The following is a 24,302-nucleotide window of genomic DNA, read 5'->3' as shown; positions in this document are numbered from 1 at the left end:
GGATTATTTACTCACTTTTATCAACGTGACAGGAACCACAGTATCGCCGTCATAGCGGCCGGTGCACTGTGCCGGGCCGCTAAGGCCTTGGGTGCAGGTGATCTCAGGTAGTGGATAGCGACTTCCATCGCTGCACTTGGCCTGGCCACGGCTTTTGATTATCAGATTTCCGGATTGCATTAATCCCACTTCAACATCTGATTTACAGGTGATGTTGTCGCCATGCATGGTGCGAACGGTGCCGGTATTATTACTATTTATCTGATAGCGCAGGCTGGGTGGTTTACCGGTTATCGGGTCTTTGACGTCGATGGTTGCTCGCCAGATACCGGTTAGAAATTTGGTTGAGCCAGCTTTGACCGCGTTGGGCGGGAGTACCAGTGCATTTTTTATCGCTTCTTTCGGCACTTCTGGCGCTTTGGGTATGGCCACCGGAATCACTACCGGAGCAGGAATAACCTGCGCAGGTTGTAAGGGTAATGAGTGTGTGAGGGTGATCATCGGTTCTCGAGAGGGTTGTTCGATAACCGGAATTGGGGGAGTTTGCTCCTGGGAAAACAGTGACGGCAGTATTTTTGTTAAGTACGGATGTACCACTGGCATAGCAACAAACAATATGACCATCAGCATGATAACCAGCCTGACTTTGCGCAGAGTACGCGACCAGGCCGGAAGCAGTTTTTGTGGCTGTGGAGGGGCAACCTCTGGCGTGGCTTCATCCGCCACAATTGGTGCCACTGGCTGCGGCTGTGGGATTTGTGATTTGCTCAATGTGACAATAACGGGTTCAGGATCACCAAGAGTATCGTCGTCGTCTTCTTTTTCTGTTTCAGTTGGTTGTTCTGCTAACTGTGCGATATCTGGCTCAAGTGGAGCACATTGGCGCAGGTACTCAAATACATCTTCCCGTGCTGAGTGATGCAGATTCACAAATCCCCAAAAGGTGATTACCGGTTTGCCATCAATCAGATAAATATGTGAGCTGGCCGGAAACTGGAACACCTTGGTCAACAAAGAGCCAAATAACTGAAGTGAGGTCTTTTCGGCTTGCAAACAACGCTGACTTATTGCTGAAGCGGTGATCAGACAATTGTCCAAATAGCACAGTGCTTGTTTGCGCTGTTCTATGCTGGCAGATACCCAAGGCGTGACAATGCCATTTAGTGGTGAATACCAGTCGACTTTATCTTCTACATCATTGTGCTGAGGGATCGCCAGACAATCGAGAATATGCTGTTGTTTACGCAAGCGCAGTGTCTCGCGTATTTGTAACGCGCTATCAAATATTGTCTGTCCATTTTCACCCAGCGCGATGAAATCATCCAGATATCCGCTGCGTAATATTATTTTTGCCACTTCATCAACCTTGCCTTATAGATCTGCTTGTTAATTAACGCTGTGGTCAACTAACGATGAACTGTCTATTTTAACGGCTTTAGCGACAAAAAAACGGCAAACAGAATGGCCGAAGAGTGGACAAAAGTGTTGGCTAATAAAACGATTGTTTATCTGAATTAAACTTCCCCACTAAATAAAGGAAGTTTAATTTGATAATTTCATTCTCAATGGGGGGTTAAACACTAATGTTATAAACCTTGCCAGAAAGGGAATTATTAGATTGACCATCAGGGCTATACAATGACGAATTTGAACCAGCCTTGTTGACGACACTCTTTAGATCATTTGTTTTCTGCATATGCAGATCGAGCAATACAGATATTTTTTTATTTAACTCGTTAGCAACGCTTACTTTCTGGATAATATGACTCCAGTAAGACGCCAGGCGTGAATTTTGATGATAAGGCGCAATCAGTTTTAATATACCTTCCTGCTGTTTGCGTTGTTCATCATAATGACTGATTGTTGATAACAATTGGCTTTTACTATCAGAGACTATTTGCAATGACACTGGATTTATCTGTGTCCGCCTTAATTGATTCGCCTCTTCGATAAGAATCGCTTCAAGTTCTTCGAGAGATCCCTCCAATTTGAGCAGAATGGATCGTAGGTTTTCCATTTTCATTTATTTATTACAGCTTATGATAGTTGAAAGATGTCTTGCACTAAGGCGTTGGCGATTATATCAGTGTCAAGATCCAGTGTGCCCGCGTCCATAGATGCCTGAATTTTAGCAAGGCGGTCATAGTCGATATCGTCAGAACTGTCAGTCTGCATCTGTTGAGTTAACTGACTTAATTTAACCTGTGTACCGGAGTTTTCGCTGTTCTCAATTTGTTGCGAACTGACGTCTCCTGTTCTTGGACGCATGATTAAATCCTGCTGAGCATTAACAACCGTCACGGGTAGGGGTTGTTGTGTTCGGTCTATACTCATAATAATCCTCGGCAATTTGTTGGCATCGTGGCTTGGCGGTATAAATATAATATCGGTGGTTATCAAAAAAACTAAAATTATTCTTTAAGATTAATATTCACTTTACCGTCAGGGGAGACGGTTCCTGTCATAATTTGCCCTGAACGCATTGTTACTCTTAGCGTTTCTCCTACCGCGGCGTTGTCCATGGCTTTACCTTTCGCACGTATGCGAAACCCTGACCCAGAGGCGATAACCTCGACTTCTCGCCCGGAAGTAATCGCCCATCTTTCGCGCAATTGATTTTGCACGATAGGCTGTCCATGACTGATAGAACGTGCTGCGGTCTGGCCAATAATATTGTCTTTATTAAAGACCAGTCCTGCCGGTAGGCGCTCAAGTGAGCCACTGCGAGAGATAATATCTTCAGGTTGGATGAGTGCTCCTGGCTTGATGGTGTGGCGGGCTGTCCACCATGTGCCTTGCGCCAGAACTGCGATCTGAATAAATTTTCGCTTATTACCACACTGTGCGATCACACTTTTATTGCCGGTCAGCCGGGTGTTATTACCGGCAATAGACAGTTCCGGGTCTGGGCACAGCGAGTTTAGTTGGTCGGCAGAGGTTAGAATTTTTATGGTGCGATTCATCTCAGCACCAACCGCTATACCACTTTGCGCATTCACTAATGCGGTTATTTTCTCAGTGAGTGAATTACCAGGAGAATGAGGGGTTGCAGCAGCATCAAATATTTTAAGGCAGAAAATAAACAGTAATAAAGTGACGAAGATATTGCGTGAGGGTAACATGCTATTGTCTGGCCTTAGTATTATTTAATGTAGAGTAAACTATTTGTTATCGACTTTCTGTGGCTGGAATTATATGTCAGGAGTTAACTTTATTAACGTGTTAAATACTGCAATTTATGACGCCAATTCTTCGGGTAATGATATTTTACCTTGTCTGAATAATTCATCCTTTTAAAAGGGGTTACTTTTGACTGATCCTTGCCGTATAAAATAGAAACTTTCGCCCCTAGAATATAAGCGTTAATCTACATAAGGCAGGGGCCAGTTTTTCATGCTTGATAAACTTGATAATGCATTACGTTTCCAACAAGAATCACTCAGTTTATTGACCCAACGTCAGGATATATTGGCCTCGAATATCGCCAATGTCGATACGCCAGGGTATTTAGCCAGAGATATAGATTTTTCACAGCAATTAAAAAACGCTGTGGAAAGAAGTGCGCCTGAAAAAGGCCCTCTCACCCTGGCATTAACCTCCGGAACACATATTGCAGGTTTAGCACCTGCAATTAATAACAATCAATTACTTTATCGTATTCCGGATCAGCCTAGCGCGGATGGTAATACCGTTGATATGGATCGTGAGCGTGTCAGTTTTGCTGATAACAGTATGAAATATCAATCCAGTCTAACCATTCTCAGCACACAAATTAAAAGCATGATGAGTGTCATCAATTAGGGTTAATGAGTGCCATGTCAACATTCAGCATATTTGATATTTCGGGGTCAGCGATGGCGGCCCAATCTAAACGGCTCAATGTCAGCGCCAGTAATATGGCCAATGCCGACAGTGCCGTGGGGCCGGATGGTCAGCCCTATCGTGCACGGCAGGTTATTTTTCAAGTTAACAATGCACCAGGGCAAGAAATCGGCGGTGTCCGGGTGAGCGAGTTGGTAGAAAGCAACGAACCCGATCGCATGCTCTATGAACCGGGAAATCCACTTGCAGACGAGAATGGCTATGTTCGCATGCCGAATGTCAATGTCGTCAATGAGATGGTCAACACCATCTCGGCGTCTCGCAGTTATCAGGCCAATGTCGAAGTTATGAATACGGCTAAATCAATGATGTTAAAAACATTGACTCTGGGTCAATAAGGGACGGGGAAATGGCTGTTTCACCAGTAATGAGTAGTAGTAATACATCCGCTAACGAATCCAAAAGCGGTGGTAATAGTGTTGAGGATTTAACCGATAGTTTTATGACATTGCTGGTTGCTCAGATGCAAAATCAGGACCCAACCAACCCGATGGATAATAACCAGTTAACCTCCCAGTTGGCACAATTTAATACTGCATCAGGGGTTCAGCAACTCAATACCACACTGAATGCAGTAGGTTCACTGGTCACCAGTATGCAGCAGATGAATGCCGCAGATTGGGTTGGGCGTCGCGTGTGGATCGAGGGTGACTCGGTTGTTTCCCTGACCGAAGGTGGGAATCAAGAGTTTGCATTCTCGCTGGATAACGATGCCGACAAGGTTACGGTCACGTTAACCGATTCGCAGGGTAATGCCTATGCTGCCGAATTAAAGAATGTCAAAGCGGGTGTAAATAAATTCAGTCTTGATGACCTGAGTGGTTTCCAACCCTCCGAGCCGCCACCGGATATTGAGGGCGGATATAAAGTTTCATTCTCTGCCGCAAATAGTGAGGGTGGTGTGCCGAATATCGTTGCACTGAAACAAGCCAAAGTTGATGGCGTTTCATTCTCTCCTAGCGGTGCGGTGTTGCAGTTGGGATTAAATGGTAGCGCGACGTTAGGCGATATTTATTTCATTGAATGATCCAATTTTAGTATTTCATTTTTAGTATTCAGGAAGATTAACCATGAGTTTTTCACAAGGCCTTAGTGGATTAAGTGCAGCTTCACAAGCCCTCGATGTCGTCGGTAACAATATTGCCAACTCCCAAACAGTGGGATTCAAATCAGGTTCCATTGCCTTTGCCGATGTATTTGCCGGCTCACAAATCGGGATGGGGGTGCAGGTCTCTGCTGTTAACCAAAATTTCAGCGATGGCGTTTTGGGGAGTGGCAGTAGCAGCCTGGATATGGGTATCCAGGGAAATGGCTTTTTCCGTTTGGTGAATGAAGCCGGTCGCGTGTTTTATAGCCGCAATGGCCAATTCAAAAGTGATGAAAACGGCAACATCATGAATAACCAAGGGATGTTTTTGACCGGTTATCAGGCTACGGGTAACCCGCCAACGATCCAGCCCGGTGCCGCGATTGGCCCGATTCAAATCCCATCAGGGCAGATGGTGGCACGTGCTTCTGATGGCGGTACTCTCAACGGCAATCTGGACTCCGGCACTACAGCAATCGATCAAGGCACTAATCCTTTTGATCCGGCAGACAACAAAAGCTACAACTCGGTGAGTCAGGTCGATGCTTTCGACAGCCTCGGCAATAAGCACACTATCAACATTTATTATGTGAAAACCGGTGACAATGAATGGAAAGCCTATTCCAGTAATACCACTTCACCGATGCTGGATAACGATGGTGATCCGGTTTATCAAGAACTTGCACTGAATTTTGATACCTCAGGGCAACTGACTACCAATCCGGCGAGATTGAACATACAGGGTGCGGCCTTTAATGGTGGCGAAGCCTTGAACTTTGATCTGGATATGGCGGGCATGACCCAACAGGCATCCGATACGTCAATGAATAGCCCGACCACTACCGGTTATGCCCCCGGCCTAATGAATGGTTATGTTGTTGGGGATAATGGTCAAATTGTTGCCTCTTACAGTAATGGCCAACAGCAGTTGTTGGGGCAAGTTGTGCTGTCGAATTTCACCAATCCGGGTGGGCTGTCTTCTCAAGGCGATAACTGCTGGTCGGAAACGCCGGAGTCAGGGCAACCCGTTACCGGTGTTTCCGGTACAGGGAATCTGGGTACGCTGTACGGTAATCGACTTGAAGCCTCTAACGTCGATCTGAGTAAAGAGATGGTCAACATGATCGTCTATCAACGTAACTACCAGTCCAACTCACAGACCATTAAAACCCAATCTGAACTCCTTCAGATCCTGGCTAACCTCGGTTAACGGCAGACTCCTATGGATCGCGCAATATATACCGCAATGGGTGCGGCTAATGCCGCCCTCAACCGTCAGGGTGTGGTGTCAAACAACCTGGCCAATGCTTCAACGACCGGCTTTCGTGCACAGCTTTCGGCTTATCGTGCGGTTCCGATTAATGGCCCTTCTGTCGAGACCCGAACACTGGTGACAGAGTCGACGCCTTACCACGATGATTCGATGGGAACTATCAACCAGACTGGCCGCAATTTGGATGTGGCGTTACCTCAGGATGGCTGGCTGGCAGTGGAACTGCCGGATGGCGGTGAGGCTTACACCCGTGCAGGCAATATTGAAGTCGATAGTGAAGGCTTATTGACGGTCAGAGGGCTGCCGGTCATCGGCGATGGCGGAGCAATCAATGTCCCGCCGCAGTCAGAATTGACGATTGCGCCTGACGGCACTATTACCGCCCGTGGCGCAGGGGAAGAGCCTTCAGCACTGGCTCAGGTGGGGAGACTGAAAATGGTGAATGCGCAACTTCAGGATCTACACCACGGTGACGATGGCCTATTTCATATCGCTGATACCTCACCCAATGCCGGGTTGCCTGAGTTACCGGCAGATCAGGATCTGCTGTTAATTCCCGGCGCGCTGGAAAGCAGCAATGTTAGTCCCGTGAAATCAATGGTCGACATGATAGCCACCGCACGTGGATTTGACATGAATATGAAAGTCATCAGTGCGGTGGATGATAACGAAAAGAAAGCTAACCAGTTACTGGCCATGGGGTAAGCCCGGGCAAAGAGGAATTTCAGCATGATCCGTTCTTTATGGATTGCCAAAACCGGTCTTGAAGCACAACAGACCAATATGGACGTTATCTCCAATAACCTGGCAAACGTCAGTACTAATGGGTTTAAAAGACAGCGTGCGGTATTTGAAGATTTACTTTATCAAACGTTACGTCAGCCCGGTGCGCAGTCTTCAGAGCAGACGACTATCCCGTCCGGATTGCAGTTGGGAACCGGGGTACGTCCGGTGGCAACCGAGCGTATCCATAGCCAGGGGGGGTTGACGCAAACCAATAACAGCAAAGACCTGGCGATTGAAGGGCACGGGTTCTTCCAGATCCAATTGGCCGATGGCACCACCGCTTATACCCGCGACGGTTCTTTCCAGTTTGACCAGAATGGCCAACTGGTGACCGCGAGTGGTTATCCGGTACAGCCGGCCATCACTATCCCGCAGGATGCGGATACCTTGACCGTGGGTAATGACGGCATCGTGAGTGTCACCGTGCCAGGGCAAACAGCACCGCAGCAGGTGGGGCAGCTCACGTTAAGCACCTTTATTAACGATTCCGGTCTTGAAAGCATTGGTGAAAACCTCTACCGCGAAACCCAGGCTTCCGGTGCGCCCAATGAAACCACGCCCGGCCTGAATGGTGGCGGTAGCCTTCGACAAGGTTATGTCGAAACCTCCAACGTTAACGTGGCGGAAGAGCTGGTGAATATGATCCAGACTCAGCGCGCCTATGAAATTAACAGTAAAGCGGTATCGACATCGGATCAGATGTTGCAACGCCTGACACAACTTTGATAGCAGCCATAAGTCTGGCCTCTGCCTTGCAAGCAGGGGCCGATTTACGGTTGTTTTTGCCCGTAGTGGATGAAATGAAAAACCAGCCTTGTTCCGCCATATCCGAAATGAATACACCTCTTACATCCCCAAGTCTTAAACGTGGCCTGGGGCTGTTGTCGACCTCTGTGGTACTGACGTTATTGTTGACGGGGTGCGCTTATCTCCCTCACAAGCCGTTGGTCGATGGTGCAACCACCGCCAGCCCGTCATCACCGGCAATGGTGGTCGCTAACGGATCCGTTTTTCAGACCGGACAGGCGATGAACTATGGCTATCAGCCCATGTTCGAAGATCGTAGACCGCGCAATGTAGGTGACACGTTAACGATTGTGCTGCAAGAAAATGTCAGTGCCAGTAAGAGTTCCTCTGCCAATGCCAATCGCAATGGCTCAACCGGCATCTCATTCGATACCGTGCCTCATGCGTTGAACGGGTTATTTGGTGGTGATAAAGCCAATGCGGCTATCAGTGGCAGCAATGATTTCTCGGGTAAGGGCGGTGCCGCCGCGAGAAATACCTTTAGCGGAACCATCACTGTTACCGTGCAGCAACTGCTGGAAAACGGCAACCTCAAAGTGGTGGGCGAGAAACAGATTGCCATCAATCAGGGGACTGAATTCATCCGTTTCTCTGGGGTGGTAAACCCCCGAACCATCAGTAGCAGCAACTCAGTCATTTCTACCCAAGTATCCGATGCGCGTATCGAATATGTCGGTAATGGATACATCAACGAAGCGCAACAGATGGGTTGGTTGCAACGTCTGTTCCTCAACCTTTCTCCTTATTAATGAACAGCTAATGAAAACTTCATTTCTCACATTATGTTTGAGCCTATTTTGTACGGGCTTGATTGTTTGGATGCCACACAACGCTCAGGCAGAGCGCATTCGCGATTTAACGTCTATTCAGGGGATTCGAAGCAATTCTCTGATGGGATACGGGCTGGTGGTCGGACTGGATGGCACGGGGGATCAGACCATGCAAACACCGTTCACCACGCAAAGCCTGAATAACATGTTGTCCCAGTTAGGGATTACGGTGCCTGCGGGCACCAATATGCAGCTAAAGAATGTCGCGGCGGTGATGGTCACTACCGATTTGCCTCCGTTCGCACGACCAGGTGAGAAGATAGACGTTGTTGTCTCTTCTCTGGGGAATGCGAAAAGTTTACGCGGCGGCACTTTACTGATGACGCCGATGAAAGGGGTGGATAACCAAATTTATGCGCTGGCTCAGGGAAACTTGCTGGTATCTGGCGCAGGTGCGCAAAGTGGCGGTAGCCGGGTGCAAGTGAATCAGCTAAATGGAGCGCGGATCAGTGGCGGTGCGACCGTTGAGCGCGAAGTACCGGTTAGTTTTGCTAACGAGAGCATCCTGAGGTTACAGCTTAATGAAGAGGATTTTTCTGTTGCTCAGCAAATGAGTGATGAGATAAATCGGCGTTTCAGCGGTGCCGCCATCGCTGAAGATTCTCGTACCATCAAGCTGTTCACGCCCACGGACAGTGCAGCGAAAGTGCGCTTTTTGGCTGCAGTACAAGATATTCCGGTTCGAATTGGGGTGATGGACGCCAAAGTGATTGTTAACTCCCGCACCGGTTCTGTGGTGATGAACCGCTATGTTTCTCTGGATGCTTGCGCCGTGGCGCAGGGAGATTTAACCGTGGAAGTCTCCCAGACCAATGAGGTCAGCCAGCCAGACACCCCGTTGGCCGGTGGACAAACTGTCGTGACACCAAACACACAGATATCAATTCGTGAGCAAAATGGTCATCTGCAACGCGTGAATACCAGTGCGGACCTGAATAGCGTAGTGCGAGCGCTTAATAGTCTGGGCGCGACACCAAATGATCTGATGTCGATCCTGCAATCAATGAAAAGTGCCGGTTGCTTGCGTGCCAAACTGGAGACTAACTGATGAGCAGTTCAGCACTCTCTTCAGGGGCGGCGTTTGATGTTCGCAGCTTGGATGCATTGAAACGCGAGGTAAAAAGCAACTCTTCGGAAGGGATAAAAGAAGCGGCGAAGCAAATGGAGGGCATGTTTATTCAGATGATGCTCAAAAGTATGCGAGATGCTTCTTTTAAAGATGGTCTGCTACATAGTCAGGCATCGGATATGTTTACCTCGATGTACGATCAACAGATATCACAAAATATTGCCGATCAAAGCAAGATGGGATTTGCTGACTTGATGGTTAAGCAAATGGGAGGGGAAACGACAGCGGTACATAATACGCCCGGCGCCGCCCCAGCTCCCTATAGCCTGAACCTGGATTTACTCAAGCGGCAATATGCAGCGCCATTGCCACCGGCTCAGTCGCAAAATGAAGGTGAAGCGATACGCTATACAGGTAAAGGCGAGAAAAATACCAGTTTTATTTCCCGCATGTTAGGCCCAGCTATTGCCGCAGCACAAAAAAGCGGGATTCCTCACCAGCTTATTATTGCTCAGGCAGCACTTGAATCTGGTTGGGGAAATAAGGAAATTGCAACAACAAGTGGTAAACCTAGTCATAACTTATTTGGCATAAAAGCGACGCCGGATTGGAAAGGGGATACCACGGAAATAATGACAACAGAATATATAAATGGCGCGCCACAAAAGGTGAAAGCGGCATTTAGAGTATATCCATCTTATTCTGAAGCTCTGTCAGATTATACCTCGCTGTTAATGAACAATCCCCGTTATCAAAATGTTGCACAGTCTGCTTCACCAGAACATGCTGCTCGGGCATTACAGTCTGGGGGATATGCAACCGATCCAAGTTATGCCAAGAAATTAATAAGTATCATTCAGCAAGTGAAAGGGAATATTGATCAGGGCCTGAATGCCTATAAAACCGATCTTTCTTCATTATTTTAGCAAATGAAGGTTTAGTTTATTTTTGAACAACCGATAGATTATATAGGTGCGAATTTTCCTACGGAATAATCCTGGTAAAACTCGCTAAAGAATTTGCAGAGAATACAATGTCGGTGATTTATGAATCTTATTAATTTGGCCCAGAGTGGGCTTAGTTCAGCACAAGCGGCACTTAATGTCGTCGGCAATAACTTGAATAATGCTGTAACAGTAGGGTACAGCCGACAAAGTATTATGCTAGGCCAGGCCGGAGGCAAAACCACGAATGCTGGCTTCTTTGGCTATGGTGTTCAGGTCGACGGTGTACGACGTGCTTATGATGGATTTATCAATAATCAATTACGAAGCGCTACCACAGAATTTTCAGCATTAAATGGGCGTTACCAGCAGCTTAGCCAAATTGATAACATGCTGGGAGATGATACGAATAATATCTCAGTTACCATGAATAATATCTTTGGCGCGCTGGAGAAAGTGAGCAGCGACCCGGTAAGCCAGGCTGCCCGCCAGGGAGTGTTATCCCAATTCAAAGCCATTTCTTATCAGTTTAATAGCAATAGCAATACTCTTAACGGATTAGAAAAAAGCACCAATACGCAGATTAGCCAAAGTGTTTCTGATATCAATGCCGGGGCAAAACAGCTCGCAAAACTGAATGAAGAGATTGCTAAAATCTACGGACAAACCGGTGAACTGCCAGCTGATTTACTTGACCAGCGCGATTTAGTGCTGGAGCAAATCAGTGCGCAGGTGGGGATTCGGGTCAATGAGAACCCAACCACTGGGCGGGTTGATGTCACCATGGCGAATGGTATGCCATTGGTTAATGGTGATCGCTCTTATCAGCTTGAAGCATCAGCTTCGCCAGAAGACCCATCCAAAACTATCGTCTCATATGTAGATGCATCGGGTAATAAGATGCAACTGGACGAAGAGCAAATGAGCTCCGGCAGATTGGGTGGGTTGTTTAAATTCCGTAATGAGGACTTAGTTGATGCCCGCAATCAGTTAAACCAACTGGCATTGCAGATGGCCAATAAATTCAACGAGGTTAATGCGGCGGGGTTTGACCGCGAAGGGCTGCCGGGCGGAGATCTCTTTAATATTGCTGACCCTGTTGCCATCGCGAACCGAAATAATATCAGTGATACCACATTAGATGTCAGTTTTACCGATATCAGCCAGGTGAAGGCCGAAGACTATACCTTAACCTATAAAGGCCCCGGTGCGAATGATTGGGAAGTACAAACCAGCGATGGTAGAACGATTACGCCCACTATTGGTGCCAATGGTGAATTAGAGTTTGATGGTATTTCCATTACGCCTCAGGGAACACCAGAACCTAATGATAGCTTTGTTTTAAACCCGGTATCGGGTGTCGCAGGGTCACTTAGCGTTGCCATTACTGATGTGGATAAAATAGCAGCCTCAAGTTCATCCGATCCTGATGAGCAGAGTAATAACGAAAATATCAAAGATATGATTGCCATCAAAAGTGAAAACTTGGTTGGCAATGCTACTTTGACCGAGGCTTATGCCAGTTTGGTGAGTTCTGTTGGTTCATCAATGACGGCACTTAAAGCCGATGCGACAACGACAGGGAAAGTTTTAGACGCTGTTATTCTTCAGCAGCAATCCGTTTCTGGTGTTGACCTGAATGAGGAATACATGAATTTACAACTGTATACCCAATATTATCAGGCGAATGCACAAGTACTCCAGACGGCAACAACGCTCTTCGACACACTATTGAGTATTAGATAGCCCCTCATTGTTTAGCACGGCACGAGTAGTTTGATAATAGATTAAGGAAATTTCGATGCGTCTTAGCACCCAGTATATGTATCAGCATAATATCGATAGTTTGTCGAAGGCAATGACAAGCGGCAATGATATTTATATGCGCTTATCCGCCCAGCGAAATTTATTGACACCTTCCGATGATCCCGCCGGGGCTTCTCAGGCTGTCATTTATCAAAATGCGCTGTCAAATATGAATCAATTCGACACTGCCCGTCTTTATGCTAAAGATGCGTTAGAACTTGAAGACAATATTCTCACTTCCTTAGGTAATATTTTAACCAAGAATTTGAGCGAGAAAATTGTTGCGGGTGGCAACGGTGTCCATTCTGATGCAGACAGGCAGGCGCTGGCGACAGAATTACAGGGTATTCGCGATAACATGTTGGATTTAGCTAACAGCACCAACAGTAGCGGCCGCTTTATTTTCGCCGGCTTTAATACCGGAACCCGGCCTTTCCTGCCAGATGGTTCGTATGTCGGTGGTGACTCACCTATGACCCAAATTGTGGCTGATAGCACTGAAATGCAAGTCGGGCATACCGGGCGTGACGTCTTTATGAGTGGGTCTGCTGACGATCTGTTTGTTCAGTTAGATAAAGCCATCGCGGCATTGAATACACCTGTAGACACTGATGCTGATCGTGAAGCGCTGCAACAAACTCTGGATAGCGTCAATATCTCTATCAAGAAAGGGATTGATAATCTCGGTAAGGTGCAGGCACAAGTTGGGACCAGTCTCCAACAAATAGATTCTCTTGATCTTAGCTCGGCGACACAAAAAATTAATCTGGAGTCACGGCTGCAAGAAACCGTGGGTTCAGATTACGATTCAATTATTACACTAATATCCCAATCTAAAATGACTGAATTCGCTCTTAGCTCTTCCTTTATGGTATTTCAGAGCATGCAAAAAATGTCGATATTTAATATGTGATATTAATTTTCAAAACTTTACATTGTTAAAATTATTGTTCTTATTATTTAACTCATTTGTAAAAGTTATTGTTGTAATAATTTACTGATTCTTTATCTCTGCGAAATGTCAGCAGCAGTTATCTGTTGTGATTAAGGTTAATTATGTTTAAAAAATTGAAAATATCGACAGGTATTACTTGTATTCTAAGTGTCTTCGTTGTGTTCTTGATGCTGGTAACGGCATACAGTTTGCTGAATTCTATTTCGAGTAAAGATAACTTTAATCGTACTTTTATCGCAGCAGATAATATGAACGGTATGCGCGACTCTGTTTTTAACCTTTATAGTGGGTTAGCGCATGTTAATGCCTTGATGCTACAAACAAATCTTAACCGAAAAGTTGAGCTTGCATCGATTGAAAATGCCAAGAGTATTCTCGCCAGATCCAAAGAGGCAATGGCGACATTTATGTCAACGCCGTTTAATTCGCCTGAAACTGAACATGCCGCTGCTGAGTTGAATCAACAGTTTGCGAAAGTATTAAATTTCTCAATTGAAAAACTGAATTACATTGCCAATCCCAGCAGTATGCCGGACACCCTGGATAACGAAATGCATGAGCGCGTTGTCCTGCGAGAGAAAATAAGTGTTTTTGAAGTTGCTGCCAATAAACTGAACAACGAATTTACCAATCAGGCAGAGGAAGATTACCACGAGATGATCTTCATGGCAGTAGTGGTGCCGATCACCTCAATTATCTTATTGCTGCTGGTTCGTCTTTGGTTAAAGCGCGCCCTGGTTATGCGCATGGCACAAACGTCGCAATCTATCAAAAAAATCGCCAGTGGTGATTTGAGTGAAGCTATTGATGTTGGGGACGAAAATGAACTCGGCCTGATGTTAATTGAACTGGAAAAAATGCGTGTATCGCTGACTGGCACTGTTGCGGGTATCCGCGATGGCGTGACCCGTATTTATAGCAATGCGCAGGAAATAGCTCAGGGTAATACTGACCTGTCAGCACGAACAGAAGAACAAGCCTCGGCATTGCAGCAAACTGCGGCCAGCATGGAAGAGTTAAAAACGACAGTGCGCCAGAATGCCGATAATGCCCATACCGCACGTCAGTTAGCAGAAAGCGCCAGTCTCAATGCGGGCAATGGCGGCAATGTCATGACTAATCTCGAAAATATTATGCAGCAAATCACTCAGAGTTCGCGTCAGATTGCTGATATCAACAGTGTCATCGACAGTATCGCAAATCAGACGAATATTCTGGCGCTGAATGCAGCAGTTGAAGCTGCCAGAGCAGGTGAACAAGGTCGCGGGTTTGCCGTTGTCGCAGAAGAAGTTCGCAATCTGGCGAAACGCAGTGCTGATGCAGCCAAAGAAATTAACCAACTCATCACGACCAGCGTATCCAATATCAGTACCGGTTCTCAGCAAGTTGACCAGGCGGGAATGGTAATGAAGGATATTGTGAACTCTGTAACTCAGGTGACTGATATTATGGGGGAAATAACCTCAGCTTCTGATGAGCAAAGCGCCGGTATTAATCAGATTGCTCAAGCCGTGAATGAGATGGATCAGGTGACGCAACAAAATGCGGCGATGGTTGAAGAAGCCTCAATGGCAGCCAATAATCTGGAAGTGCAGTCAGAAGCGCTGGATGGCATTGTGTCCAAATTTATTATCCACCAATCTTCCGCTGAAAAACGAGTGGAGCGGGAACGCGAAAAAAAGGCACCACGCTTTAGTTCTGCATCCACTAAAAATGAACCTGAAATGAACAAAAATTCAGCGGAAGGACAGTGGGAAACCTTCTAAATGAGACGGTAGTTTCATTTAGCGGCGTTAATCAGTATCGCAGGTGATAATTTCAGTAATGTTGGATATTGCGCGATAAAGGCAAAATTTAAGTTCCGGATTGCGCAATATTGTATCGCCTTATCAGGCTATTTGATCTCAGATTTATCCTTAATAATATCGTACGTTTTTTGTAGGCTGGATAATGTAATTGTGAATGGTATTTATACCCATGATGGTGTCGTGCAGAAGGATGAGTTGTGGCCCAAATATGGTTTTTTGGTTCGGCATGAAGCTCTACGTTTACAGGCTCGTTTACCCGCCAGTGTAGAGCTTGATGATCTTATTCAAGCTGGGGCCATAGGGCTACTGACTACGATCGACCATTTTGACCCTAAGAAGGGAATAGGATTAAGCACTTACATTACTCAGCGCATTCGCTGGGCGATGTTAGATGAACTGCGTGAACGTGATTGGGTGCCGCGCCGGGTTCGTAGTAATGGACGTGAAATTGCTGCCACTATTCAACGTATAGAACAAGAAAGTGGTCAGGTAGCAACCGAAGCTGAAGTTGCTGCAAGTATGGGGGTGACGTTACGTGAATATCAACAAATGTTGGCAGACACTAACACCAGTCAGCTCTATTCTCTGGATGAATTACAAGAGGAATTCTCAGACAGTGTAGAGCAGCCAGATATTCAGAATGAAATGTTGAATCCCTTGCATGAAATAATGAAAGGAAATTTAACTAAGCAAATTAGTCGAGAAATAAAAGCACTACCGGAAAGAGAGCAACTTCTTTTGAATCTCTATTATCAACAAGAGTTGAATATGAAAGAAATAAGTGTGCTTTTAGATATTACGGAAACGAGAGTTAGCCAGCTACATAGTCAGGCAATTAAGCGATTACGAGCAAGAATGGATGCGCTAACTCAATGAATTTATAGCAATATAATAATTTTATTGATTTAAATCATTATTAAACTAAGAACAGAGTTTAATAAAAAGGCTTGGTTTAATTAGGGGTTTATTTCAATGAAATATTCATTTGTCAGAGTGCATGATAATTAAAAGTTGAGCTTGCCGAATAAAGTGGTTATTATATTGAAACAGTGTTCCTCTCACCGTCTTTTGCTTTGAAATATTAGGTACGATGAACGGTCTCTGCTTTTTGGCATATTAATGTATTGAGTCTGACGAGGGTCTGGTAGAGCAATATTTGATTTCAACATGATAAATGAGCGTGGCGATACATGGTCATGTTTTACTTTCATGATGTATATAACCAATAAGGCGATAAAGATTATCCTATTGTTAAAGATATTATATCTAATGTGATCGATACTCTAACTGTAGGTTTAATTTATTTATCAAATTTCAGCAGATTAATTAACATTCATTCATGCTGTCGGTGAAATGAATATGGTAACCGAAAATGATTTTAGGAAGTAATGTAGGAGCTGTCGATCAGCAGTTACAGAGAATCCATGACATCAATTTGTCCTATTTGTTATTGGCTCAACAATTAATTAGAGAAGATAAATTTGCGGCAGGTTTTCGCCTGGGATTGACGGAAGCGACTATTGATACGCTAAAAGAATTGTCACTCCCTCAGTTGATAAAACTGGCATCAACCAACCAGTTGATCTGTCGTCTTCGTGTTGATAACGAAATTGTTATTGATAACTTGACTAAAGACTCTCGTATTGAGGCTTTGCAGCAGATCCATACGGGCATCATTTTGTCCACCAATCTGCTTAATTCGCTTTCTGAGCAAAGCATCACACCAACTTAACGGGGTTAGTGATTATGACTGAAAAAAGTATATTGCAGGAAATTAAAGAAGTACAAATTGCAATGGAGCTAATTTCTTTTGGTGCTCGTATGCAAATGTTGGAAAGTGAAACGAGCTTGAGTCGTAGAAGATTATTACGCTTGTACAAAGAACTCAGAGGATGCCCACCGCCTAAAGGAATGTTGCCTTTCTCAGAAGATTGGTTTATGGCATGGGAACAAAATATTCACTCATCTATGTTTTATAATATCCATCTTTATCTGCAAAAGACTGAGCCTTGTAGACCTATAGAAGCAACTGTAAAAGCCTATCGATTATATCTGGAACAATGCCCACCTCAACCAGGTGAAAAGCAAGTCCTTGGCTTAACTCGTGCGTGGACACTATTAAGATTCATCAATTGTGGAATTATAGAACATAAAGAGTGTTGTATTTGTGGTGGGGGATTTGTGGTTACGAGTGAACATTCAAAAAATCCTTTTACTTGTAGTTTATGCAGCCCACCTTCTCGTGCAATTAAGAAATGTAAAACTCCTGATTCACCAGAAGAGAACCCCCTTATCGTATAAACGATAAGTCGTTAAATAGATTTTAGTCATAAACAATAGTATCAATTTTATTTGGTACGGCTGCCCCGTTTCTAAAATTTATGACAACCAAGCATTTACAAGCATTTAGGTGTGGTTTGAGTATTTAATTATTAAGGAGTGTATGTGCTAGTCATTATTGGTTATTTGGTTGTCATTTTGACTGTTTTCGGTGGATTCAGTCTCGCGGGGGGGCAACTCGGTGCACTTTACCAACCAAGTGAGCTTTTGATTATTGGGGGCGCAGGAGTAGGGGCTTTTATTGTCGGTAATAATGGCAAATCAATAAAAGCCACATTGCAGTCACTACCACATTTATTCAGAGGTTCGCACTATACCAAAGCGCTTTATATGGACGTTCTGGCAATGATGTATTTGCTGCTGACTAAAGGTCGGCAGAATGGCCTTATGACGCTGGAAAATGATATTGAAGACCCGCAGAACAGCGCTATCTTTACCGCTTATCCACGCTTGCTTGCAGACAGTGAATTAATGACGTTTATCATTGATTATTTACGCCTAATGATAAGTGGCAGCATGAATGCTTTCGAAATAGAAGCATTAATGGATGAGGAAATTGAAACCTGTGAGCATGAACATGAAGTACCCGCTAATAGCTTAAATGCTATCGGTGATGCCTTGCCCGCTTTTGGTATTGTTGCCGCAGTGATGGGGGTGGTGAATGCATTGGCTTCCGCAGATCGCCCGGCTGCTGAATTAGGTGAGCTGATTGCTCACGCCATGGTGGGAACCTTCCTGGGTATTTTGCTGGCTTATGGATTTATCTTGCCACTGGCAACGTTGCTACGCCAAAAGAGCAGTGAGCAGCTCAAAATGCTGCAATGTATTCGCGTTACCTTGTTGTCGAGTATGAATGGCTATGCACCTCAGATCGCGGTTGAATTCGGTCGTAAAACACTCTTCTCCTCTGAGCGTCCAACCTTTGTTGAACTGGAAGAACATGTCAGAGAGGTGAAATCCTCGGCAAACAGCAGCGCAACGGATAGCCCGTCATGAGTAATCAGCGGCAACCTGTAATTATTGTTCGTAAACGCAAGCGACATAAACACGGCCACCATGGTGGCTCCTGGAAGATTGCTTATGCGGATTTTATGACTGCGATGATGGCTTTCTTTCTGGTGATGTGGCTGCTCTCTTCTTCCACGCCTCTGCAACGTGAGCAAATTGCGGACTACTTTAAAATGCCACTGAAATTATCAGTGGCACAAGGTGATAAAAACAGTTTAAGCAGCAGCCCGATTCCAGGTGGCGGCGATGATTATACCCAGCAAGATGGGGAAGTTCTCAAGCAGACGTTGAATAAGCTGGATAAGCAAAAGAGTACGGTCAATTTAAAGCGTGCTCACCAGAAACTCGAAAGTTTGATCAATAACGATCCTCGTTTAAGTAATTTCCAATCGAATCTTCGACTTTCCCTCACAGATGACGGGCTGCTTATTCAGATAATTGATAGCCAAGAGCGGCCGATGTTTAAAGTGGGTAGTAAGGAGCTGGAACCTTATATGCAGGGTATTCTCCAGGCATTGGTTCCGGTACTTAATGACCTTCCCAACAGAATCAGTCTGACAGGCCATACAGATTCATTGCCTTACGCCAGGGGCGAGGTGGGATATAGCAACTGGGAGCTGTCATCTGACCGCGCCAATGCTTCACGCCGTACCTTAGTCGCTGGAGGATTGGCAGATAATAAGTTCCTGCGCGTTATTGGCACCGCGGACATGATGAACCTGGAAAATATTAAACCGGATGATCCTATCAACCGGCGGATCAGTATTTTGGTCCTGAGCAAGGATAAGGAAAAGTCCATTATGCAAGAAGATACCGTCTTGCAGAATGCGTCTGATAATCAAGGTAGTGAAAAAATAATAACAGAACTGAAAAAGATGTCGGCCAATGAAATAGCACCGATTGAGGTGACGCCGGCGGAAACAGTTCCTGCTAATTCTATACAGGAAAAGGTTGAACAAGATGGACGTGAGTGATTTTTACCAAACCTTTTTTGATGAAGCTGATGAATTACTGGCTGATATGGAAAGGCATCTTTTAGAGCTTGATTTCATTTCGCCGGATAAGGAAATGCTGAACGCGATATTTCGCGCTGCTCACTCAATAAAAGGAGGGGCGGGGACCTTTGGTTTTACTGTATTGCAAGAAACGACGCACATACTGGAAAACTTGCTGGATGACGCCCGGCGTGGGGAACTGACGCTAAATAGCAACATTATTAATCTGTTTCTGGAGAGTAAAGATATTATGCAAGATCAGCTTGATGCGTATAAATCCTCGCAGGAGCCTGACCAGGACAGTTTCCAATATATTTGTGATGCTCTGCGCCAAATTGCGCAAGAAGATAAACAAAATAGCGTAGCGGTAGTCACTCAATCTGAGCGACAAACCACGCTATTACCCGAGTCTTCTCAATGTCAGCTTAGGGTATCGATAAGTGCAGTTCCCGCAGGTGATAAAACAGTTTTACTCGAAGAGTTGGCCAATCTGGGTGAGGTGGTCAGCCAGCAACAAGAGGCTGATGTATTACATGTCCAGTTACAGACCACGACATCTGCAGACGATATCCTCGCCGTATTATGTTTCATACTCGAACCGGAACAGATAACCATAAAGGCCAGCGAGCCAAAGCTCTTTACCGTACCGGATGCACCAGCAGCACCGGTTGACGCCATTGCTCCAATACGTGAAGAGCTTGCCAGAGGTGAGAATGAGCATCAGCATCAGCATCAGCAAAAAACACCAGCTAATACTCCGGTAGCCAGGCCAAAACCTGCGGCAAAAGCGCCGGCTGCGGAATCGGGAAGTCTTCGGGTTGCGGTAGAAAAAGTCGATCAGATTATTAATCAGGTCGGTGAACTGATCATTACTCAAGCCATGCTGTCCCAGCTTTCCGGTGTGCTGGACCCCGCCTTGCATGACACCTTGATCAGCAGTATTGGTCAAATGGAACGTAACGCGCGTGATTTGCAGGAATCAGTGATGTCCATCCGAATGATGCCGATGGAATATGTGTTTAGTCGCTTCCCGCGTTTGGTTCATGACCTGAGTGGCAAACTGGATAAAGAAGTTGAGCTGACGTTAAAAGGTGGATCAGCTGAACTGGATAAAAGTTTGATTGAACGAATTATTGATCCCCTGACTCATCTGGTTCGCAATAGTCTGGATCACGGCATTGAATCTATCGATGCGCGTTTGGCAAAAGGTAAACCCGCCAAAGGTAATTTGACGCTTTCGGCAGAGCATCACGGCGGCAGTATTGTTATCGAAGTGATTGATGATGGTGCGGGTTTAAATCGCGAAAAAATATTGGCACGCGCTCAATCTCAAGGGATTGCGATTAACGAAAACTGGAGTGATGAAGATATTTGGATGCTTATTTTTGCCGCCGGTTTCTCTACGGCAGAAAAAGTCACCGATGTTTCAGGGCGCGGCGTGGGTATGGACGTGGTGCGCAGAAATATCCTGGCAATGGGCGGTCATGTTGAAATTCATTCCGAGCAAGATAAAGGCACTACGATCCGCATTATTTTGCCACTCACATTGGCTATTTTAGATGGAATGTCGGTGCGTGTTGGTGATGAGATCTATGTTCTGCCACTCGGAACTGTCATGGAGTCACTCAAGCCTTCCGAAAATGCATTGTTTCGGATGGCGGGCGATGAATTGATGTTACAAGTCCGGGGAGAATATATGCCTCTGGTTGAGTTGCATCAGATTTTCGATATTAAGAGCGATTTCACGCTAGCTAATGACGGTATTGCCGTTATTTTACAAAGTGCAGGCTGCCGCTATGCATTACTTGTTGATCAATTAATTGGTCAGCATCAGGTTGTGGTCAAGAATCTTGAACTTAATTACCGCAAAGTTCCGGGTATCTCAGCCGCGACAATTCTGGGTGATGGCAGCGTGGCACTAATTCTTGATGTGGTTGCTTTGGTCACTCTTTGCAAAAATAAAACCGCAGCAGAAAAACAACATTAATTTGTAGCGATTGAATGAGGTAATTTGATGAATTTCTCGGGAATAGAAAAACAATTTGGTGATCAAAATGTCGGCCAGGAGTATTTGGTCTTCACCTTAGGAAATGAGGAGTATGGCATTGAAATCCTCAAGGTTCAGGAGATTCGCGGCTATGACCGTGTAACCCGGATTGCCAATACACCTGATTTTATTACCGGGGTGACCAATCTTCGCGGTGTTATCGTTCCTATTATTGATCTTCGGGTTAAATTTCAACTGCCCTCTGCGGATATAAATGATAATACCGTCATTATTGTATTAAATCTGGCTAATCGTATTGTCGGTATTGTTGTTGACGGGGTATCAGATGTGCTGTCATTAAATGCTGAGCAAATTAAACCTGCACCGGATTTCTCTACCACGCTCTCAACCAAATACTTGCTAGGTTTAGGTACACTGAATGAACGTATGCTTATCCTGGTGGATATAGAGAAATTACTCAACAGCGAAGAGATGGAAATTGTTGAGCAAGTTGCTGAGGCTGTCTACGAATAACATCATTTCAAAATGTGTGGCAAGGATAAAGTATCCGTAATATGTAACGGGCAGGGATACTATCAACATAAAAATAATGAAACACCAAACATAATGGGTTTTAGTATCCGTGGCATTTCTCTGTCTACCGTTGGATTTGTCAGAATACAGAAAATAATTTGTGAGGTGTTTTTATTAAAATAATAAGCTAAGAAGGATAATTATTTTGTTCCCATCTATTAGTGTTAAAAAGGTGGTGAAATTCCACCTTTACGTCATTGTGCTCTTCTTTATTATTCTGGCAGGGTTAAGTTTACGAACCTCTGATATCTCGCGAGATAATTTTGATAACACCATTAAACTACACAACCGCTCTGCTTTGGTGAATAAGGCACTGTATAAACTGATGGAGACGCGTGGTGATGTTCTCTTTATGAAAACCGCGATGTTAACCAATCAGGTGCCAAATCAGCAAGTCATTAACTCTATCAATAACAATAATAAAGAGATCCGAAGCATTGTATCGCAATGGATCAAAGAACCAAAAATGGCAACCTATTCTCAGGAGTTGTCAGAAAGAACTGGAGCCATATTTATCAAGGTTCTGGATAATTACATGGTTTACCTTGAAAACCTGCAACAAAATACCTCTGTTATTGATGATGCTGATGCGCTTATCGTGCAATTGGAAACCTTAATTGCCGAGTACTCGTCGATTGCTGATAATCTGATGCAAGAATTTGATGTTAAAGCAGACTATTTGCATTACACATTGGTAATTGCTCTGGTTATTATTACTGCACTCTATATCATGCTCTACCTCTCATTTATTCGATATATCACTAAGAATATCCTCAATCGCCTTTCTGAAGCTGCGCAGATTTTTTCTGCCATCAGCAAAGGGCAACTTTCTCGCAAAGTGCCACAATGCGGAACTAATGAAATAGGAAAGTTATTTGCCGCGATTGAGAGTATGCGTTGTTCACTCGCGAAAACGATTGCGGACGTTAAAGAGATAGCCATTAATATCAAGCATAGCTCGGTTGAGATAGCCGAAGGTAATAATGATTTGTCTTCACGTACTGAAGAGCAAGCCAGTGCGTTGCAGGAAACTGCCGCCAGTATGGAACAAATTAAAACCACGGTTGAAAATAATACCTCTCATGCTCATGAAGCCAATAAACTGGCGACAGACACCAAAGCGATGGCCGACAGTGGTTCCGTTATTATGGTTGATGTGGTGCATTCGATGGATACCATTGCCAGCCATGCCAACCAAATTTCCAATATTATTAAAGTGATAGATGGTATTGCCGGTCAGACCAATATTCTGGCACTGAATGCTGCGGTGGAAGCGGCGCGCGCCGGTGAGCAAGGGCGTGGTTTTGCGGTAGTCGCAACCGAGGTACGCAATCTGGCACAGCGCAGTTCTGATGCTGCGAAAGAGATCAGGAATCTGATTGAGCGCTCGGTGCTGGATACTCAGGCCGGTAGCAAACGTGTGGATAGCGCTAAAAATACCATGACGGAAATTGTGGCGATGGTGAGTAAGGTCAGCGACATTATGCAGGATATCACCCAGGCTTCTGAGGAGCAGACGATGGGGATCCGCCAGGTGGCGGTGGCGATTAATCAAATGGATGTGGTGACACAACAGAACTCGGCATTAGTTGAAGAGTCGGCGACCATCACCTCAGTGATGAATGAGCAGACGGCAATCATGGAAGAGATGATGTCAGTGTTTCAAATTGAGGAACAGCGTTAACTGGCCTAAATCGAACCTGCTATAGATAACCATTGCTAGCCACATCAAGGAATAGTATTAGCGGCAGATTTTTCTGCCGCTTTTTATTATATCTATCCACTGCTGATTATTTACCTCTGCCAATCATTAATAGTTCTGGCTTCTAACTTCTAGCACTTCACTTATATCTACCAATAATTCCTGGGTGGTTTGCAGCATTAAGCGGTTGGCGTTGGTGAGAGAATAGTCAGCGCGGGTGAAAGTGTCACTTTCATTTCAATCTTATTATCAAGCAAGAACTGGAATGCTGCGCATTCACTATTTAATATTAGCTCGATACAGGGTTCTTCACCGGTATAGCGATTGACGATAGTTTTGATATCTTCTTTAATCTCGGTCATGACATCATAAAGCAAGGCTTTGCTTTCATCTGTTATTTCTTTCATTAGACTTCCTCTTTGATTGTTA

The 24,302-nt window shown here is 45.0% G+C and carries 25 protein-coding genes; 20 read left to right on the top strand and 5 right to left on the bottom strand.

The genetic code is table 11. The annotated features are described in order from the left end of the window. Positions 1-3 precede the first annotated feature (3 nt). The 4 genes from FTB31_RS14535 to flgA all read right to left on the bottom strand — a co-directional run bounded on the left by FTB31_RS14535 (position 4) and on the right by flgA (position 3,122). Positions 4-1,356: an SrfA family protein gene (locus FTB31_RS14535; protein ID WP_077174455.1), complete on the bottom strand. Its 1,353-nt coding sequence runs from the start codon at positions 1,354-1,356 to the stop codon at positions 4-6. A gap of 217 nt (positions 1,357-1,573) precedes the next feature. Next, positions 1,574-2,023 carry a flagella synthesis protein FlgN gene (locus tag FTB31_RS14530; protein WP_227719810.1) on the bottom strand — a complete coding sequence of 150 codons (450 nt, stop codon included), beginning with the start codon at positions 2,021-2,023 and terminating at the stop codon, positions 1,574-1,576. Positions 2,024-2,037: 14 nt separating this feature from the next. Next, positions 2,038-2,334 (bottom strand): flagellar biosynthesis anti-sigma factor FlgM, encoded by a 297-nt coding sequence (flgM, locus tag FTB31_RS14525; protein ID WP_076707223.1) that lies wholly within the window; start codon positions 2,332-2,334, stop codon positions 2,038-2,040. A gap of 77 nt (positions 2,335-2,411) precedes the next feature. Continuing rightward, positions 2,412-3,122, bottom strand: a complete 711-nt coding sequence (gene flgA / locus FTB31_RS14520) for a flagellar basal body P-ring formation chaperone FlgA (protein WP_227728502.1) — start codon at positions 3,120-3,122, stop codon at positions 2,412-2,414. 271 nt (positions 3,123-3,393) lie between these two features. Between flgA and flgB the strand changes: the two genes are divergently transcribed. The 20 genes from flgB to FTB31_RS14420 all read left to right on the top strand — a co-directional run bounded on the left by flgB (position 3,394) and on the right by FTB31_RS14420 (position 23,855). Next, the gene (gene flgB, locus FTB31_RS14515; protein WP_076707224.1) at positions 3,394-3,801 is read left to right on the top strand and encodes a flagellar basal body rod protein FlgB; all 408 of its coding nucleotides are present in this window, start codon (positions 3,394-3,396) and stop codon (positions 3,799-3,801) included. 14 nt (positions 3,802-3,815) lie between these two features. Then, complete coding sequence (flgC, locus tag FTB31_RS14510; RefSeq protein WP_077174606.1) at positions 3,816-4,220, top strand: flagellar basal body rod protein FlgC; 405 nt, start codon at positions 3,816-3,818, stop codon at positions 4,218-4,220. A gap of 11 nt (positions 4,221-4,231) precedes the next feature. Next, complete coding sequence (locus tag FTB31_RS14505; RefSeq protein ID WP_077174452.1) at positions 4,232-4,909, top strand: flagellar hook assembly protein FlgD; 678 nt, start codon at positions 4,232-4,234, stop codon at positions 4,907-4,909. A gap of 43 nt (positions 4,910-4,952) precedes the next feature. Continuing rightward, positions 4,953-6,179 carry a flagellar hook protein FlgE gene (gene flgE, locus FTB31_RS14500; protein ID WP_227719809.1) on the top strand — a complete coding sequence of 409 codons (1,227 nt, stop codon included), beginning with the start codon at positions 4,953-4,955 and terminating at the stop codon, positions 6,177-6,179. Between the two features lie 12 nt (positions 6,180-6,191). Then, positions 6,192-6,947, top strand: a complete 756-nt coding sequence (locus FTB31_RS14495; protein WP_077174450.1) for a flagellar basal body rod protein FlgF — start codon at positions 6,192-6,194, stop codon at positions 6,945-6,947. Positions 6,948-6,971: 24 nt separating this feature from the next. Then, entirely contained in the window at positions 6,972-7,754 is a 783-nt protein-coding gene (gene flgG, locus FTB31_RS14490; protein WP_076707228.1) for a flagellar basal-body rod protein FlgG, read from the top strand. A 74-nt stretch (positions 7,755-7,828) separates the two neighbouring features. Then, entirely contained in the window at positions 7,829-8,584 is a 756-nt protein-coding gene (locus tag FTB31_RS14485) for a flagellar basal body L-ring protein FlgH (protein ID WP_400189515.1), read from the top strand. A gap of 70 nt (positions 8,585-8,654) precedes the next feature. Then, positions 8,655-9,713, top strand: coding sequence for a flagellar basal body P-ring protein FlgI (locus FTB31_RS14480; RefSeq protein WP_235921110.1), 1,059 nt, complete (start codon positions 8,655-8,657; stop codon positions 9,711-9,713). After that, positions 9,713-10,660 carry a flagellar assembly peptidoglycan hydrolase FlgJ gene (flgJ, locus tag FTB31_RS14475; protein ID WP_077174448.1) on the top strand — a complete coding sequence of 316 codons (948 nt, stop codon included), beginning with the start codon at positions 9,713-9,715 and terminating at the stop codon, positions 10,658-10,660. The genes FTB31_RS14480 and flgJ overlap by 1 nt, the downstream gene beginning before the upstream one ends. Before the next feature lie 120 nt (positions 10,661-10,780). Then, the gene (gene flgK, locus FTB31_RS14470; protein ID WP_077293512.1) at positions 10,781-12,424 is read left to right on the top strand and encodes a flagellar hook-associated protein FlgK; all 1,644 of its coding nucleotides are present in this window, start codon (positions 10,781-10,783) and stop codon (positions 12,422-12,424) included. 55 nt (positions 12,425-12,479) lie between these two features. After that, a complete protein-coding gene (flgL, locus tag FTB31_RS14465; protein ID WP_076707232.1) occupies positions 12,480-13,397 on the top strand; it encodes a flagellar hook-associated protein FlgL in 918 nt (305 codons plus the stop codon). Positions 13,398-13,540: 143 nt separating this feature from the next. Continuing rightward, positions 13,541-15,205, top strand: a complete 1,665-nt coding sequence (locus FTB31_RS14460) for a methyl-accepting chemotaxis protein (RefSeq protein ID WP_227731501.1) — start codon at positions 13,541-13,543, stop codon at positions 15,203-15,205. A gap of 192 nt (positions 15,206-15,397) precedes the next feature. Further along, positions 15,398-16,123, top strand: coding sequence for an RNA polymerase sigma factor FliA (locus FTB31_RS14455; protein WP_077174445.1), 726 nt, complete (start codon positions 15,398-15,400; stop codon positions 16,121-16,123). A gap of 496 nt (positions 16,124-16,619) precedes the next feature. Beyond that, positions 16,620-16,979: a flagellar transcriptional regulator FlhD gene (gene flhD / locus FTB31_RS14450; protein WP_077174444.1), complete on the top strand. Its 360-nt coding sequence runs from the start codon at positions 16,620-16,622 to the stop codon at positions 16,977-16,979. Positions 16,980-16,993: 14 nt separating this feature from the next. Beyond that, positions 16,994-17,548 carry a flagellar transcriptional regulator FlhC gene (gene flhC / locus FTB31_RS14445; protein ID WP_077174443.1) on the top strand — a complete coding sequence of 185 codons (555 nt, stop codon included), beginning with the start codon at positions 16,994-16,996 and terminating at the stop codon, positions 17,546-17,548. A gap of 144 nt (positions 17,549-17,692) precedes the next feature. Next, complete coding sequence (motA, locus tag FTB31_RS14440; RefSeq protein ID WP_077174442.1) at positions 17,693-18,583, top strand: flagellar motor stator protein MotA; 891 nt, start codon at positions 17,693-17,695, stop codon at positions 18,581-18,583. Beyond that, positions 18,580-19,569 (top strand): flagellar motor protein MotB, encoded by a 990-nt coding sequence (motB, locus tag FTB31_RS14435; RefSeq protein WP_077174441.1) that lies wholly within the window; start codon positions 18,580-18,582, stop codon positions 19,567-19,569. The genes motA and motB overlap by 4 nt, the downstream gene beginning before the upstream one ends. Further along, positions 19,556-21,577 (top strand): chemotaxis protein CheA, encoded by a 2,022-nt coding sequence (cheA, locus tag FTB31_RS14430; protein ID WP_227731500.1) that lies wholly within the window; start codon positions 19,556-19,558, stop codon positions 21,575-21,577. Before motB ends, cheA begins: the two co-directional genes overlap by 14 nt. A gap of 27 nt (positions 21,578-21,604) precedes the next feature. Then, positions 21,605-22,111 carry a chemotaxis protein CheW gene (gene cheW, locus FTB31_RS14425; protein ID WP_077174439.1) on the top strand — a complete coding sequence of 169 codons (507 nt, stop codon included), beginning with the start codon at positions 21,605-21,607 and terminating at the stop codon, positions 22,109-22,111. Positions 22,112-22,316: 205 nt separating this feature from the next. Continuing rightward, positions 22,317-23,855 carry a methyl-accepting chemotaxis protein gene (locus FTB31_RS14420; protein ID WP_227731499.1) on the top strand — a complete coding sequence of 513 codons (1,539 nt, stop codon included), beginning with the start codon at positions 22,317-22,319 and terminating at the stop codon, positions 23,853-23,855. A 197-nt stretch (positions 23,856-24,052) separates the two neighbouring features. Here the strand turns inward: FTB31_RS14420 and FTB31_RS14415 are convergent, their stop codons facing one another. After that, a complete protein-coding gene (locus FTB31_RS14415; protein WP_076707241.1) occupies positions 24,053-24,280 on the bottom strand; it encodes a hypothetical protein in 228 nt (75 codons plus the stop codon). Positions 24,281-24,302: the final 22 nt, after the last annotated feature.

This window comes from Yersinia proxima (assembly GCF_902170785.1).
In the GTDB taxonomy this organism is placed as follows: Bacteria; Pseudomonadota; Gammaproteobacteria; order Enterobacterales; family Enterobacteriaceae; genus Yersinia; species Yersinia proxima.
The sequence above is the reverse complement of the archived record's forward strand: the minus strand, read 5'-3'. Positions and strand labels throughout refer to the sequence as shown.

Coding starts and splice junctions, on each gene's coding strand:
- cheW (WP_077174439.1), top strand. CDS start 21,605: ATGAATTTCTCGGGAATAGAAAAACAATTTGGTGATCAAAATGTCGGC.
- flgK (WP_077293512.1), top strand. CDS start 10,781: ATGAATCTTATTAATTTGGCCCAGAGTGGGCTTAGTTCAGCACAAGCG.
- cheA (WP_227731500.1), top strand. CDS start 19,556: ATGGACGTGAGTGATTTTTACCAAACCTTTTTTGATGAAGCTGATGAA.
- FTB31_RS14530 (WP_227719810.1), bottom strand. CDS start 2,023: ATGAAAATGGAAAACCTACGATCCATTCTGCTCAAATTGGAGGGATCT.
- flhC (WP_077174443.1), top strand. CDS start 16,994: ATGACTGAAAAAAGTATATTGCAGGAAATTAAAGAAGTACAAATTGCA.
- flgC (WP_077174606.1), top strand. CDS start 3,816: ATGTCAACATTCAGCATATTTGATATTTCGGGGTCAGCGATGGCGGCC.
- flgL (WP_076707232.1), top strand. CDS start 12,480: ATGCGTCTTAGCACCCAGTATATGTATCAGCATAATATCGATAGTTTG.
- FTB31_RS14460 (WP_227731501.1), top strand. CDS start 13,541: ATGTTTAAAAAATTGAAAATATCGACAGGTATTACTTGTATTCTAAGT.
- flgB (WP_076707224.1), top strand. CDS start 3,394: ATGCTTGATAAACTTGATAATGCATTACGTTTCCAACAAGAATCACTC.
- flgM (WP_076707223.1), bottom strand. CDS start 2,334: ATGAGTATAGACCGAACACAACAACCCCTACCCGTGACGGTTGTTAAT.
- FTB31_RS14505 (WP_077174452.1), top strand. CDS start 4,232: ATGGCTGTTTCACCAGTAATGAGTAGTAGTAATACATCCGCTAACGAA.
- FTB31_RS14485 (WP_400189515.1), top strand. CDS start 7,829: ATGAAAAACCAGCCTTGTTCCGCCATATCCGAAATGAATACACCTCTT.
- flhD (WP_077174444.1), top strand. CDS start 16,620: ATGATTTTAGGAAGTAATGTAGGAGCTGTCGATCAGCAGTTACAGAGA.
- flgA (WP_227728502.1), bottom strand. CDS start 3,122: ATGTTACCCTCACGCAATATCTTCGTCACTTTATTACTGTTTATTTTC.
- FTB31_RS14415 (WP_076707241.1), bottom strand. CDS start 24,280: ATGAAAGAAATAACAGATGAAAGCAAAGCCTTGCTTTATGATGTCATG.
- flgG (WP_076707228.1), top strand. CDS start 6,972: ATGATCCGTTCTTTATGGATTGCCAAAACCGGTCTTGAAGCACAACAG.
- FTB31_RS14480 (WP_235921110.1), top strand. CDS start 8,655: ATGCCACACAACGCTCAGGCAGAGCGCATTCGCGATTTAACGTCTATT.
- FTB31_RS14495 (WP_077174450.1), top strand. CDS start 6,192: ATGGATCGCGCAATATATACCGCAATGGGTGCGGCTAATGCCGCCCTC.
- flgE (WP_227719809.1), top strand. CDS start 4,953: ATGAGTTTTTCACAAGGCCTTAGTGGATTAAGTGCAGCTTCACAAGCC.
- flgJ (WP_077174448.1), top strand. CDS start 9,713: ATGAGCAGTTCAGCACTCTCTTCAGGGGCGGCGTTTGATGTTCGCAGC.
- motB (WP_077174441.1), top strand. CDS start 18,580: ATGAGTAATCAGCGGCAACCTGTAATTATTGTTCGTAAACGCAAGCGA.